General features: G+C 68.6%; 13 protein-coding genes and 2 riboswitches. Of the genes, 5 read left to right on the plus strand and 8 right to left on the minus strand.

What is annotated here, in order from left to right; translation table 11 throughout:
• Positions 1 to 31 precede the first annotated feature (31 nt).
• Positions 32 to 147: riboswitch (glycine riboswitch) on the minus strand.
• Between the two features lie 10 nt (positions 148 to 157).
• Positions 158 to 260, minus strand: a riboswitch (glycine riboswitch).
• Between the two features lie 30 nt (positions 261 to 290).
• The 5 genes from QZH52_RS31675 to QZH52_RS31695 all read right to left on the minus strand — a co-directional run bounded on the left by QZH52_RS31675 (position 291) and on the right by QZH52_RS31695 (position 5,364).
• Positions 291 to 800: a hypothetical protein gene (locus tag QZH52_RS31675; protein ID WP_301815055.1), complete on the minus strand. Its 510-nt coding sequence runs from the start codon at positions 798 to 800 to the stop codon at positions 291 to 293.
• 82 nt (positions 801 to 882) lie between these two features.
• Positions 883 to 2,160 carry a TRAP transporter large permease gene (locus tag QZH52_RS31680; RefSeq protein WP_301815057.1) on the minus strand — a complete coding sequence of 426 codons (1,278 nt, stop codon included), beginning with the start codon at positions 2,158 to 2,160 and terminating at the stop codon, positions 883 to 885.
• Positions 2,157 to 2,651 carry a TRAP transporter small permease gene (locus QZH52_RS31685; RefSeq protein ID WP_286532550.1) on the minus strand — a complete coding sequence of 165 codons (495 nt, stop codon included), beginning with the start codon at positions 2,649 to 2,651 and terminating at the stop codon, positions 2,157 to 2,159. The genes QZH52_RS31680 and QZH52_RS31685 overlap by 4 nt, the downstream gene beginning before the upstream one ends.
• Positions 2,652 to 2,741: 90 nt before the next feature.
• Complete coding sequence (locus tag QZH52_RS31690) at positions 2,742 to 3,713, minus strand: TRAP transporter substrate-binding protein (protein ID WP_286532552.1); 972 nt, start codon at positions 3,711 to 3,713, stop codon at positions 2,742 to 2,744.
• Between the two features lie 109 nt (positions 3,714 to 3,822).
• On the minus strand, positions 3,823 to 5,364 hold the full coding sequence (locus QZH52_RS31695; protein WP_301815086.1) for an ABC transporter permease/substrate-binding protein: 1,542 nt from the start codon (positions 5,362 to 5,364) through the stop codon (positions 3,823 to 3,825).
• 122 nt (positions 5,365 to 5,486) lie between these two features.
• Between QZH52_RS31695 and QZH52_RS31700 the strand changes: the two genes are divergently transcribed.
• Together QZH52_RS31700 and QZH52_RS31705 are read left to right on the plus strand one after the other, a co-directional pair.
• Positions 5,487 to 6,281 carry an alpha/beta fold hydrolase gene (locus tag QZH52_RS31700; protein WP_301815058.1) on the plus strand — a complete coding sequence of 265 codons (795 nt, stop codon included), beginning with the start codon at positions 5,487 to 5,489 and terminating at the stop codon, positions 6,279 to 6,281.
• Positions 6,282 to 6,296: 15 nt separating this feature from the next.
• Positions 6,297 to 7,379, plus strand: coding sequence for an ROK family protein (locus QZH52_RS31705; RefSeq protein ID WP_301815060.1), 1,083 nt, complete (start codon positions 6,297 to 6,299; stop codon positions 7,377 to 7,379).
• Here QZH52_RS31705 and QZH52_RS31710 read toward each other — a convergent pair.
• The 3 genes from QZH52_RS31710 to QZH52_RS31720 are packed head-to-tail and all read right to left on the minus strand — an operon-like array spanning position 7,357 to position 10,569.
• The gene (locus tag QZH52_RS31710; protein WP_301815062.1) at positions 7,357 to 8,739 is read right to left on the minus strand and encodes a phospholipase D-like domain-containing protein; all 1,383 of its coding nucleotides are present in this window, start codon (positions 8,737 to 8,739) and stop codon (positions 7,357 to 7,359) included. The genes QZH52_RS31705 and QZH52_RS31710 overlap by 23 nt on opposite strands.
• Positions 8,736 to 9,404 (minus strand): glutathione S-transferase family protein, encoded by a 669-nt coding sequence (locus QZH52_RS31715; protein ID WP_301815063.1) that lies wholly within the window; start codon positions 9,402 to 9,404, stop codon positions 8,736 to 8,738. Before QZH52_RS31715 ends, QZH52_RS31710 begins: the two co-directional genes overlap by 4 nt.
• Before the next feature lie 46 nt (positions 9,405 to 9,450).
• Positions 9,451 to 10,569: a 5-methyltetrahydropteroyltriglutamate--homocysteine S-methyltransferase gene (locus QZH52_RS31720; protein ID WP_286532564.1), complete on the minus strand. Its 1,119-nt coding sequence runs from the start codon at positions 10,567 to 10,569 to the stop codon at positions 9,451 to 9,453.
• 146 nt (positions 10,570 to 10,715) lie between these two features.
• Here QZH52_RS31720 and QZH52_RS31725 point away from each other — a divergent pair, with 146 nt between their 5' ends.
• From QZH52_RS31725 to QZH52_RS31735, 3 genes are read left to right on the plus strand one after another with little or no spacing between them, the layout of a single operon-like run.
• Entirely contained in the window at positions 10,716 to 11,819 is a 1,104-nt protein-coding gene (locus QZH52_RS31725; RefSeq protein ID WP_301815065.1) for an aromatic ring-hydroxylating dioxygenase subunit alpha, read from the plus strand.
• Positions 11,816 to 12,577 (plus strand): GntR family transcriptional regulator, encoded by a 762-nt coding sequence (locus QZH52_RS31730; protein WP_301815066.1) that lies wholly within the window; start codon positions 11,816 to 11,818, stop codon positions 12,575 to 12,577. Before QZH52_RS31725 ends, QZH52_RS31730 begins: the two co-directional genes overlap by 4 nt.
• Before the next feature lie 13 nt (positions 12,578 to 12,590).
• Entirely contained in the window at positions 12,591 to 13,601 is a 1,011-nt protein-coding gene (locus tag QZH52_RS31735) for a PDR/VanB family oxidoreductase (protein ID WP_301815067.1), read from the plus strand.
• Positions 13,602 to 13,681: the final 80 nt, after the last annotated feature.

The raw sequence follows: 13,681 nt of genomic DNA on the forward strand, positions 1-13,681 counted from the left end.
GCAGTGCTTGTTCCATGACGAGAAGCCATGGGCCACCCCTGCTGTCCGCTTTACCTGAGAGATTCGCCCCACGATCGGGGTTTGCTCCTTCGGTGGGCGGCACGGCACGCCTGGCGTGCCGAACCACCTCTCTCCAGCAAGGAAACGCCCGGACCCGGGCGCCTTGTCAGTCCTTTTGCCTGAGCGTTCGGGCCCTTGTTTGGGGGGACCTGCGCCTTCGGCGGCCCCACCGCGGCGGGACGCTCTCCTGACCGGGGAAGTGTAAGGGAATCGGGAGCCGGCCGGCGACTTCAGTGCACCGGCGATGCCGGAAGCAGTTTCTCGATGCGCTCGCGGATCGCCTCGGCGCGCGCGGCGCCCGCCGCCTGCTCGATCTCGCCGAGCATCGCGCGGGCGGTGACCAGCATCGAATCGCGGTCGCGCGCCTCGCGCAGCGCTTCGCGGAAGCGCTCGGCCAGCACCGGGTCGCGGCGCACGAACATGCGCTCGCAGAGGTCGAACAGGAACATGCGGGTGGTGGCCAGCGAGGGCTTGCCGTCGAAGATGTCGGCCGCGACCGGTGCCGCTTCGATCACTTCGACCGGTTCGACCGCTTCGACCTGGCGCCCCTGCAGGAAGCCCTCCTGCAGCAGGTGGCGCGCCACCCGGCCGGCTTCCTCGCGGCCGCCGAACAGGGCGCCGAAATCGGTCAGCGAGCGCTGGCCGTCGGCCATCAGCAGCAGGGCGCGCTCGCGCTGCCCCAGCGTGCGGCGGCCGGGCTGGAGTTCGTGGCGCGCCTTGTCGGTCTTGGTGAGGAACATGGGATGCTGCGGCGTTGCGGTGGGCAAGCGCCGCAGCATGGGCCCTGCGCGTGACGGCTTCGTGAAACCGCCCGCGCCGGCGCTACTTGGCGTAGACCAGGTCGCGCAATCCGAGCGAGATGCCGGGCACGTAGGTGACCACCATCAGGCAGGCCAGGATCACCAGCACGAAGGGGATCAGGTAGGGGACGATCCGGTCCAGCGAGATGCGCGCCACCGTGCAGGCCGCGAACAGGTTGACGCCGAAGGGCGGGGTGATCATGCCCAGTGCCAGGTTGACCACCATCACCAGCCCGAAGTGCACCGGATCGATGCCGAAGTGCTGCGCCACCGGCGCCAGGATCGGCGCCAGCACGATGATCGCCGCGCTGGTCTCGATGAACATGCCGATCACGAACAGCGCCGCATTGACGCCGAGCAGGAACATCGCTGGCGACTGCAGCACCTCCTGCAGCCAGCGGCCGATCGCGTCGGGCACGCCGGCACGCGTGATCAGGAAGGCGAACAGGCCGGCGTTGGCGATGATGAACATGATCACCGACGAGGACACCACCGACTTGCGCAGCACCGCATAGAGCTCGGCCGGTTTGATCTCGCGATAGATCAGCGTGCCGACGATCAGCGCGTAGAGCACCGCCACCGCCGACGCCTCGGTGGGCGTGAAGATGCCGCCGTAGATGCCGCCGAGGATGATCACCGGCATCAGCAAGGCCCAGCCCGCACGCCAGGTGGCGGTGCCGACGCTGAGCCGGCCTTCGCCATCGTTCTTGCCCAGCCCCTTGAACTTGCAATAGACATAGACGAAGGCCATCAGCGCCAGGCTGATCAGGATGCCCGGGCCGAAACCGGCGATGAACAGCTCGCCGATCGAGACCTCGGCGCTGACGCCGTACAGGATCATCGGGATCGAGGGCGGGATGATCACGCCGAGCTCGGCGCTGGTGGCCTGCAGCGCGGCCGCGTAGCCGACCGGGTAGCCGTGCTTGATGAGCGCCGGGATCAGGATCGCGCCGATGGCGAAGGTGGTCGCCACCGAGGAGCCCGACACCGCGGCGAAGATCATGCAGGTCAGCACGCAGGTCATCGGCAGGCCGCCCTGCACCCCACCCACGAGGCTCTTGGCGAAGTCGACGAGCCGGCGCGAGATGCCGCCGGTTTCCATCAGGTTGCCGGCCAGGATGAAGAAGGGGATGGCAGCGAGGGGAAACTTGTTGATCGCGTTGAACATCTCCTTGACGGAGATCAGCATGTTCGCGTTGGAGGCATGGATGCCGAGGATCGAAGCCAGCCCGATCGAGACGGCGACGGAGATGGTGAGTGCGAAGCAAACCACCATCGTGATGACCATCACCGGCGTCATTGGGCGGTTTCCAGTTCGTTGCGCTGCGGGTCGATCAGGTTGGCGACGATGCCGATCACGCAGAACAGGCCGCCCACGGGGAGCGCCACGTAGGCCCAGAACATCGAGATCGATTCGAGGCCGGCCATCGACTGCACGCTGCCGCGCTGCGCGTAGTCCCAGCCCCACCAGATGATCACCGCGATCAGGGTCAGCGCGGCCAGGCACACCACCCAGTCGAGCACCCGACGGACCTTCGGCGGGCTCCAGCGGTAGAGCACGTCGACGCTGACCATCGCTCCTTGACGGAAGGCGGTCGGGATGCCCATGAAGACCATCCAGATCAGGCTGATGCGGATCAGGATCTCGGACCATTCGGCCGGTTGTTCGAGCACGAAGCGGGTGACGATCTGGAACACGCCGAGCGAAGAGGCGACCACCAGCATGAAGCAGGCGATCGCCATCGCCAGGCCGGTGGTCCAGCGGTCGAGTGCGAGGAAGGCGGATTTCATAGGGGCATCAGGGAATCGAACGAAAAAGCGCCCGCCAGTGAGACTGAGCGGGCGCGCGCTGCCGCGAGCATGTCGCGGCCGCGGATGGCATTACTTGACGTCGCGGATCTTGTCGAGGTTGGCCTTGCCGAACTGCTTCTCGAAGTCGGCGTTGACCGGCGCCAGCGCGGCGACGAACTTGGCCTTGTCGACGTTGTCGATCACGGTCATGCCCTTGGCGCGCAGGTCGGCCACGCCCTTGGCGTCGTCCTCGTCGACACGGGCCCGGTTGGCCTTGATGGCTTCCTTGGCGGCGTCCAGGAAGGCCTGCTTGTCGGCGGCGCTCAGCTTGTCGAAGGCGGCCTTGTTCATCACGAAGATGCAGGGCGAGTAGACGTGGCCGGTCAAGGTGAGGTGCTTCTGCACCTGGTCGAACTTGGCCGAGATGATGACCGGCAGCGGGTTCTCCTGGCCATCGACCGTGCCTTGCTGGAGCGCGGTGAAGACCTCGGGGAAGGCCATCGGCGTGGTGATGATGCCGAAGCCCTTGTAGGCCGCGATGTGCACCGGGTTCTCCATGGTGCGCATCTTCAGGCCCTTCAGGTCTTCGGGCGCCTTGACGTCGCGCTTGCTGTTGGTCATGTGGCGGAAGCCGTTCTCGCCCCAGCCCAGCGCCTTGAAGCCCTTGGCGTCGAACTTGCCCAGCATCTCCTGGCCGATCGGACCGTCGAGCACGGCGCGCGCATGCGCCTTGTCGCGGAACAGGAAGGGGACGTCGAGGATCTTGGTCTCGGGCACGAAGTTGGGCACCGGGCCGGTCGACGAGAAGGCGAGTTCCTGGGTGCCCAGCTGCACCGCCTCGATCGATTCGCGTTCGCCCCCGAGCGAGCCGTTGTAGAAGGTCTCGACCTTGTAGCGGCCGTTGGTGCGCGCGGCGACTTCCTTTGCGAAGGTGTCGATGGCGACGCCCTGGTGCGAGTTCTGCGAGGTCGAGATGCTGATCTTCATCGTCGTCTGCGCAAGGGCCGCGCTCGCGATGCCAAAGCCGAGGATCAGGCCTGCGGCCAGTTGGCTCAATTTCATGGGGAAGTCTCCTGAGTGGGAAGGTGTGCGGGCTCGCCCGCGAAGCAACCCTCGACTATGCGGCAAATACCGGACTCGCCACGTCGGGACTTTCACGGACATCACATGTTCAGGGCGCCCGCGCCGCGCGGCGGCGCCGCATGAAATGTTCGAGCGCCTCGAACAAGGCCTCGCTCAGAAGCGCCAGCGCCGCGGCGGGCACCGCGCCCGCGACCAGCAGTTCGCGGTCGTTCAGCGCGAGACCGGTCACGATGCGTTCGCCGAAGCCGCCGGCACCGATGAAGGCGGCGATGGTGGCGGTGCCGATCGCGATGGTGGTCGCGGTGCGCACGCCGGCCAGCAAGGTCGGCATGGCCAGCGGCAGCAGCACCGCGCGCAGGTTCTGGCCGCTGGTCATGCCGAGCGCGGTGCCGGCGTCGCGCAGGCCGGTGGGCACCTCGGCCAGGCCGGTCACGGTGTTGCGCATGATCGGCAGCAGCGAATAGAGCGTCAGCGCGATCAGCGCCGGCAAGGTGCCGATCGCGCCGAGCAGAGAGATCAGCACGGCCAGCAGCGCCAGCGAGGGAATGGTCTGCAGCAGCCCGGTCAGGCCCAGGACCAGCGCGCGCAATCGCAGGTGGCCGAACACCGCGACCCCGACCGGCACCGCGATCAGGATCGCGACACCGACCGAGATCGCGACCAGCATCAGGTGCTGGCGCGCGAGCCGGCCGAGGTCGGGCCCGAACAGCTTGGCCATGAAGCCGCGGGCGCCTTCCCCGCTTCTCGGCGCAGCCCCCGCACCCGGTTGCGCCGCGGCCAGGAAATCGCGTGCGATGACGTCGAAGGCCACGCCCTGCAACTCTGCGCGCGCGTTCATCGCGATCATGGCGTGCTCGTCGATCCGGCCCTCCAGCTGTTGCAGCGCCGCCCAGGCCGCCGGCAGCCGCGCCGGCAGGTCGAGGCGGTACAGCAGCACGGCGTCGTAGCGGGGAAAGTAGTGCCGGTCGTCCTCGAGCACGCGCAGGCCGAGGTGGTCGATCTTGGCGTCGGTGGTGTAGATGTCGATGACGTCGATCTGCTTGGCGGCGATCGCTTCATAGGCGAGGCCGTGGTCGAGTCCGGTCGGCGCATGAGTGAAGCCGTAGCGCGCCGCCAGGCCCTGCCAGCCGTCGGCGCGGCCGATGAATTCGTTCGAAAGGCCGAAGCGCAGTTCGCGCCGGCCCGCCAGGTCGCTCAGGGTGCGGATGCCGAGCCGCTCGGCGTCGGCGGCCCGCATCGCGAGCGCATAGCCGTCGTTGAATCCGAGCGGCACCGCCACGCCGAGCCCGAGCGGGCGCAGTGCGGCGTTCATCGCCTCGCGCGTCATCGAGGCCTGGCCCTTGAGGATCTCGAGCGCGATGGTGCCGGTGTATTCGGCGTAGACATCGATGCCGCCGGATCTCAGCGCCTCGTAGACGATCGCCGTGTTGCCCAACCCTTGCCGCACGACCGGGGCGACGGCTGTATGCGGCGCCGCGGTCTGCGCCAGCACCTCGGCCAGGATGTAGGACTCGGTGAAACGCTTGGAGCCTGCGCGCAGCGGTTGCTCCTGGGCGGCCGCGCCCAGGGCGGTGCCGAGCAGGAAGATGAAAGCCAGGGCGGCGAGCCCGGTGCGGCGCAGCAGTTGCATCGCGGCCAGTGTATCGGCGCCGGCACCCGCGCGCCGTCCGGGTCTCACCAGTTGGGGTCCCTCTCCTACAGCCGATGGTTCGCGCCGCTGATTCGACCGCGCGCATCCGGCCAGCACAGTGAGTGGTGCTCATCAACTATGTCCGTCGTGGCCAGGGAAAGCCTTTGTTGCTCGTGCACGGGCTGGGCAGCAACTGGCGGACCTGGCAGACCATCCTCGACCCCCTGGCCGTCGAGCGCGCGGTGGTGGCGATCGATTTGCCTGGTTTCGGCAAGAGCCCGCCACTGGAAGGCGAGGTCACGTTGCACACCCTGGCCGGTGCGGTGGCCCGCTTCCTGGACGAACACGATCTGTGCGGTGCCGACGCGGTCGGCAGTTCGATGGGCGCGCGCCTGGTGCTCGAACTGGCGCGCCGCGGCCAGGTGCTCGGCGCGGTCGTGGCGCTGGGGCCGGGCGGCTTCTGGGCCGGCCGTGAGCACCTGGCCTATCAAATCTCGGTCTGCCTGACGATGAGGCTGGCGCGCGGTTTCGAATCCGCCATGCCGGCCCTGGTGACCCATGCATGGGCGCGCACGCTGCTCCTGGCACGGTTCTCGGCGCAGCGCCACCGGCTGTCGCCGGCGCTGGTGCTGGAGGAAATGCACAGCTACGCCGCGGCGAAAACCTTCCAGCTCATGCTGGACGATTTCGTTCGCGGATCGCCGCCGCTCGAAGGCGCGGCCCTCGGCACGCTCGCCAAGCCCGTCGTGATCGGCTGGGGCCGGCTCGACAAGGTGTGCTTCCCGCGCCAGGCGGCGCGCGCACAAGCGCAGTTCCCCGACGCCCGGCTGCACTGGTTCGAGCGCTGCGGCCACTATCCGCACTGGGACCAGCCCGAAGAAACCGCCCGCCTGATCCTCGACACCACCGTTGATTGAAATCCACTTGACGCAATGAACAAACACCACCCGCACGGCGCCCGCGAACTCCCTTCGGTCACGGTCGATGGCTACAGCCTGCAGTTGCGCGGCAAGGATGGCTTCATCGGCGACCAGGCCAGCCAGACCGCTTTCAGGCAGCTGCTCGAGCGCTGGCGCCAGCGCCGGCGCCGCAAGGGCAATGATCCGCTGGGCGGCGTGCATTCGAAGGAACTCAGCAAGCGTGAACTCGACGAGGCGCTCGGCGAGACGAAGACCTCCGAAGCCGCCGACATGCTGCACGGCGCGATCGAGGAATTCGCGGAAGAACTGGCCTGGGTGATCGATCGCTTCATGCGCCAGCCTTCGTGGAAAGGCGTGCAGCGGATCGTGATCGGCGGCGGCTTTCCGGGCAGCGACGTCGGCGAGCGCGTGGTGCTGCAGGCGGCGGCGATCCTGCAGCACATGAAGGTTTCGGTCGAACTGGCGCGGATCTGCCACGAGCCCGACGACGGCGGCCTGCTGGGCTGGGTCCACCTGGTGCCGCCGCCGATGCTGAAGGGGCACGACGCCATCGTCGCGCTCGACATCGGCGGTACCAATGTTCGCTGCGGCATCGTCAAGCTGCGAAAGAAGCGGGCGCCGGACCTGTCGAAGGCCAAGGTGGTGCGACGCGAGAAATGGCGGCATGCGGACGACGGTCCGAGCCGCAAGGTGCTGATCGACCGGCTGGCCGAGATGGTCGAGGCGCAGATCCGCTACAGCAGGAAGCAGGGGATCCGGCTGGCGCCTTTCATCGGCATCGCCTGTCCGGGGTTGATCCGCAAGGACGGCTCGATCTCGCGCGGCGCCCAGAATCTGCCGGGCGATTGGGAGAGCGACAACTTCCACCTGCCTAGCGAACTCGTCAAGCGGCTGCCGCAGATCGCCGGCGAGGCGACCGTGGCGCTGATGCACAACGACGCCGTGGTGCAGGGCCTGAGCGAATTGCCCTTCATGCAGGACGTGAAGCACTGGGCGGTGCTGACCATCGGCACGGGACTGGGCAATGCCAGCTTCACCAACAAAGCCAGGCCCGGCAAGAAAGACAAGAAGGCTAAAGCTGGAAAGCGATCGTGAGCAAGAGGCCTTCGGCAACGTCGCGCACCAGGCCCGGCCTGCGCGCCCGGTAGGTCTCGCCGGCCGAGGCCGTGGTCTCGATCCATTGCGCCAGCCAGTCGACCTCGGCACGGCCGTAGAACACCACCGCCGCCTCGTGGTTGAGCAGCAGGCTGCGCAAGTCGAGGTTGATCGAACCGCAAAGCGCCAGGTCCTCGTCCATGACCACGGCCTTGGCATGTGCCATGAAGGGCAGCATCTTGAAAATCACGCCGGCGCGGGCCAGGTCGCGCATGGTGCGGGCGCGCACGAAGTCGGCGAGGCGGTGGTTCGACCGGGCCGGGATCGCGATCGTGACCTGGACGCCGCGCCGGGCGGCGAGCCGCAGCGCATCGCGCAGCCCGTCGCCGGGGACGAAGTAGGGCGTCACCGCGAGCAGCCGGTGCTCGGCGCGGAAACAGGCGTCGATCAGCAGCGCCTGCGCCGTGTCCTCGGTCTGGTCGGGGCCGCTGGGCAGGAACTGCGCCAGGCCGCCGTGGTCCTGCGGGCCCGCATCGGCCGCGATGGCGCGCGACTGGCGTCCGCGCACCGATGTCCAGTCGTGGTCGAACTGGCGCGCCGCCGCGGCCGCCGCGTCGCCGCGCAGGTCGAAGGACAGGTCGCGCCAGGCTACCGGATGGGCGTCGTTGCCAGTGAAGTATTCGCCCGCCAGGTTGCGACCGCCGGACCAGAGCCAGTGGTCGTCGGCGATCGTGAGCTTGCGGTGGTTGCGGAGATTGCGCGGACCGCTGCGCCGCAGGCTGAAGATCGGCCGGAACACCGCGACCTCGGCGCCGGCATCGCGCAACGAATCGAAATGCGTGCGCGGCAGCGACAGGGCGCCGAAGCCGTCGAGCAGCACCCGCACCTTGATGCCGCCGCGGGCCCGGCGCGACAGGCGGTTGATCACCTCGTGCCCGAGCGCGTCGTCGCCGATGATGAAGGTCGAGACGTCGAGCGAATGGCGGGCGCTTTCGATCACCTCGAACAGCGCGTCGCGCGCGCCTGCGCCGTCGGAATGCAGCCGGGTGTCGCAGCGGCTCGGCGCCGCGAGGCCGAAGCTCTCGATCAGCTCGGCGGCCCAGTGTCCCGCCGGCTCCGAGCGCGGCGGCCGCGGAAGGCCCACCGGCCGGAGCTTGCGCTGGCCGAACACCAGGTACATGGGCAGGATCACGTAGGGCAGCAGCGCCAGGCCCATGACCCAGGCGATGGCGGTGGTGGGCGCGCGCTGCTCCCGTCGCGCGCGGGTCGTGAGCACGTAGACCAGCAGGGCGAAGGTGACGACCAGCAGATGCTGCGACGGCGAGGGCAGCCAGTCGAGCAGGTCGTCGATCTGGTTCACGGGCGGGCCAGCGCCTGAAGGTGCGGTGGCACCGGACGGCCCTCGGAAGCCAGGAACCGCATCATCGCGCCGACCACCTCGCGCACCGGCGGGCGCGCTCCCACGCGTTCGCGCCAGTCCAGCAGGCGCGGCGTGGCCTGCGTCATCGGCGCGCCCTTGCGCTCTGCGAACACCTGCGCCATGTAGAAGGCGATGTCCACGAAGGAGTAGCCGCCAGCAAGGTACTCGCGCGCGGCGAGCAGCGGCTCGAGCTTGGCGTAGAAGGCGGCGCAGCCGGCGCAGGCCGCGACCGCGGCCGGGCTCTGCATGTCGTCCTGCAGCCCGAACAGCTTGATGACGTGCGGGAAGAACACCTCGTCCGATTCGAGCTCGAGCCGGCGCGCGTGGGCCCGGGCCGCCACGTCGCCGGGCCACAGGGCGGGCTCGGGGAAGCGGTCTTCGAGGTACTCGAAGATCTGGGTCGAGTCGAACAGCTCGACCTCGCCGTCGATCAGCACCGGTACCTGCCGTTTCGGATTGACCCGCAGCACTTCCGGGTGCCTGGGCTCGTAGCGGTCGTCGCGGTCGAAGGGCACCATGATGCACTCGAAGGCGAGTCCCTTTTCGAGCGCCGCGATCTGCACCTTGGCGCCGAACATGCTGAGGGGGCCGGAATAGAGCTTCATGGGCCCCGAGCCTACTTCACACCGGCCCGGAGTCCAACCGGGCGGGCTACGCGCCCCAGACTTCCTGGGCGGTCTCGACCACCAGCCGCAGCTTGGCGCGCTGCGCCTCGACCGCGATGTTGTTGCCGTGCACCGTGCTGGAGAAGCCGCACTGCGGCGACAGCGCGAGCTGGTCGAGCGACACGTACTTGGCGGCCGCCTCGATGCGGGCCTTGAGCTCGTCCTTGTCTTCCATCTCGCCGAACTTGGTGGTCACCAGGCCCAGCACCACGGTCTTGCCCTTGGGCAGGAAGCGCAGCGGCCGGAAGTCGCCCGAGCGGGCGTCGTCGTATTCGAGGAAGTAGGCGTCGAGGTCCATCTCCTTCAGCAGCGCCTCGGCCACCGGCTCGTAGTTGCCGGCCGCGGCGTGCGTGCTCTTGAAGTTGCCGCGGCACAGGTGCATCGCCAGGATCATGCCCTCGGGCTTCTGCGCCACCACCTTGTTGATGAAGGCGGCGTAGCGGTGCGGCAGCTCATTCGGGTCGTCGCCGCGCTGACGCGCCGCTTCGCGCATCTTCTCGTCGCAGAGGTAGGCGAGGTTGGTGTCGTCCATCTGCACGTAGGTGCAGCCAGCGGCCGCGAGCGAGCGCAGCTCGTCGCCATAGGCCTTGGCGACGTCGTCGTAGAACACCGGGTCGAGTTCGGGGTAGGCCTCCCGGCTGATGCCGGCGCGGCCGCCGCGGAAATGCAGCATGGTGGGCGAGGGGATCGTGACCTTGGGCGTGTTGCCCGCCGACACCTGGGACTTGAGGTACTCGAAGTCGGCCAGCTGGATGTTCTTGGCGTGGCGCACCTTGTCGATCACGCGCATCACGGGGGGCGCCAGTTCCTCGGTGCCGTCCGGCTTGCGGATGGTGACCGGGATGTCGGTCTTCACGCCGCCGAGCTGCTCGAGGAAGTCGATGTGGAAATAGGTACGGCGGAATTCGCCGTCGGTGATGCTCTTCAGGCCGATGTCTTCCTGGAACTTGACGATCTCGGTGATCGCCTTGTCTTCGACCTTGCGCAGTTGCTCGGGCGTGATCTCGCCCTTGGCTTTCTGCTCGCGGGCTTCGAGCAGGTATTTCGGGCGAAGGAAGCTGCCGACGTGGTCGTAGCGGGCAGGCAGGGAAGCGTGCTGGGACATGGGATGGCTCCGTCGTAACTGGAAAAGAACGGTCGATCGTATCCGCACAGGGAATCCCTGCAATGGATACCGAAAGATCAGTATTTACCCTGGATTTGGCTGAAAACGATGGACTTTAGCGCATCACTGTATACATTGCGTATCCCATGAAAGCCGACACCCGCTACTTTCCGCTCGATGCCTGGTACGCCGCCGCCTACGACGTCGAGGTCGCGCATGCGCTGCTGCCGCGCACGATCTGCAACCAGAAGCTGGTGCTCTACCGCCGCACCGACGGCCAGGTCGCGGTGCTCGAAGACGCCTGCTGGCATCGGTTGATGCCGCTGTCGCTCGGGCGGCTCGAGGGCGACGAGGTGGTCTGCGGCTACCACGGCCTGGTCTACAACAGCCAGGGGCGCTGCACCTTCATGCCGAGCCAGGAGACGCTCAATCCCTCGGCCTGCGTGCGGGCCTATCCGGTGGTCGAGAAGCACCGCTTCGTCTGGGTCTGGCCCGGCGACCCGGCCAAGGCCGATCCGGCGCTGGTGCCCGACATGCACTGGAACGACGACCCCGAATGGGCCGGCGACGGCAAGATGATCCGGGTGGCGTGCGACTACCGGCTGGTGGTCGACAACCTCATGGACCTGACCCACGAGACCTTCGTCCACGGCTCGTCGATCGGCAACCGCGCGGTCGCCGAGGCGCCCTTCGTCGCCACCCATGGCGACCGCTCGGCGACCGTCACGCGCTGGATGGAGGGCATCGAGGCGCCGCCGTTCTGGGCCGGCCAGATCCACCATGCGCGCGGCTACCGGGGCCCGGTCGACCGCTGGCAGATCATCCGCTTCGAGGGCCCGTGCACGGTCAACATCGACGTCGGCGTGGCCGAGGCGGGCAGCGGGGCGGTGCCGCGCGACGGCCAGGCCGGCGACCGCAGCAAGGGCGTCAACGGCTACGTGCTCAACACCATCACGCCCGAGACCGACAAGAGCTGCCTCTACTTCTGGGCCTTCGCGCGCAACTACTGCATCGGCGAGCAGCGCCTCACGCACCAGTTGCGCGAGGGCGTGGCCGGCATCTTCCGCGAGGACGAGCTGGTGCTCGAGGCCCAGCAGCGGGCGATCGACGATCGGCCCGACTACAGCTTCTACAACCTCAACATCGACGCCGGCGCGATGTGGGCGCGGCGCCTGATCGACCAGATGGTGGCGCGCGAGAAGCCGCGCGCGCCGACGATCCCAATCCAGCCGGCGGGGATTTCCTCATGAGCACTGTCGGGTTGACGCCCGAGCCGGTCGAGGCCGGCGGTTCCCACGCGGTCAAGGCCCAGCTGCGCCTGCGCGAGATGATCCTGGCCGGCGCGCTGGCCGGCGGGGCCCGCATCGCCGAGGTGGCGGTGTCGGAGCTGCTGGGCGTCTCGCGCACCCCGGTGCGCAGCGCGCTGATGCGGCTCGAACAGGAAGGGCTGCTCGAAAGCCTGCCCAACGGCGGCTATGCCGTGCGGACTTTCTCGGAGCGCGACGTGGCCGACGCCATCGAGCTTCGCGGCACGCTCGAAGGCCTGTCGGCGCGGCTGGCGGCCGAGCGCGGCGCACCGCCGGTGGTGCTGCGCGAGGCCAGGGCCTGCCTGCGGCGCATCGACGAGTTGCTGCGCCAGCCGGCGCTCGACGATGCCGCCTTCTCGCGCTACGTCGCCTTCAACGAGGAGTTCCACCGGCTGCTCTCGGAGATGTCGGGCAGCGCGCTGATCGCCAAGCAGATGGAGCGCGTCATCAACCTGCCGTTCGCCTCGCCCTCGGGCTTCGTGGTGGTGCAGGCCAATTCGCCCGCCGCCCGCGACATGCTGCTGATCGCGCAGGACCAGCACGGCCAGGTGCTCGATGCGATCGAGAACCGCGAAGGCTCGCGCGCCGAGGCGCTGATGCGCGAGCACAGCCGGATCGCCCAGCGCAACTTGCGGGAGGCCTTGCACGGTGTCCAGAACCATCCGCTGCCGGGCGTGCAGCTGATCCGCCGCCGCGCATGAAGAAGCTCCCAAGATGAAAAGCGATATCCACTGGATGCCGGCGCGCATCAGCGCCATCAAGGACCTCAGCCCCACCGTGCGCGAATTCGTGATCACGCCCGAATCGGGCGAGGTCGCCAGCCACGAGCCGGGCGCCCACCTGCAGGTGCAAGTGCTGGTCGGCGCGCCCGGCGCGGGACGCATGCAGAACCGTTCCTACTCGGTGGTCGGCGCGCCCGACGGCCGCAGCTGGCGGATCGCGGTCAAGCGCCTCGATGACGGCCGCGGCGGCTCGCTCGCGATGTGGCGGCTGGCCATCGGCGACCGGCTGCTGGTGAGCGAGCCGCAGAGCCACTTCGGCCTCGACCTGACGGCGCCCGGCTACCTGCTGGTGGCGGGCGGGATCGGCATCACGCCGCTGGTCTACATGGCGCAGCGCCTGGCGGCGCTGGCCGAGCGCGGCGGGGTCCCGGTGCGCATGCTCTACGGCGCGCGCAACGAATCCGAGCTGGCCTACCTGCCGGAGCTGCGTGCGGCGCTGGCGCCGCACCCGAGCGCCAGCGTGCAGGCCCACACCGGCGCGGCGCCGATCGACTTCGCCGCCGAGATCGCCGCGCTGCCCGCCGGCGGCCAGCTCTACACCTGCGGACCGGTGCCGATGCTCGAGGCGGTCAAGCGGGCCTGGGCCGCCGCCGGCCGGCCGCAGGCCGACCTGCGCTTCGAGACCTTCGGCAGCAGCGGCCGGCTGCCGACCCAGGCCTTCGAGGTGCGGATTCCGCGCCACGGCCTCGCCATCACCGTGCCAGCAGGCAGCACGCTGCTCGAAGCGCTCGAGGGCGCCGGCGTCCAGACGCTCTGGGACTGCCGCCGCGGCGAGTGCGGCCTGTGCGCGATGGACGTGCTGGCGGTCGACGGCGAGATCGACCACCGCGACGTGTTCCTGAGCGAACACGAAAAAGCATCCGGGCGCCGCATCTGCGCCTGCGTCTCGCGCGCGGTCGGCACGATCACGCTCGACTCCGCCTGGCGACCCGACAATCCCTGAGACCCCCACGCGTTGCGCGATCATCGCGCAGCCGTTTTACTGATCGCGCAGAATTCGCAGCCCGGGCTTGAAGCCTAGGT

It is taken from the genome of Variovorax ginsengisoli (assembly GCF_030486595.1).
Classification (GTDB): domain Bacteria; phylum Pseudomonadota; class Gammaproteobacteria; order Burkholderiales; family Burkholderiaceae_C; genus Variovorax; species Variovorax ginsengisoli_B.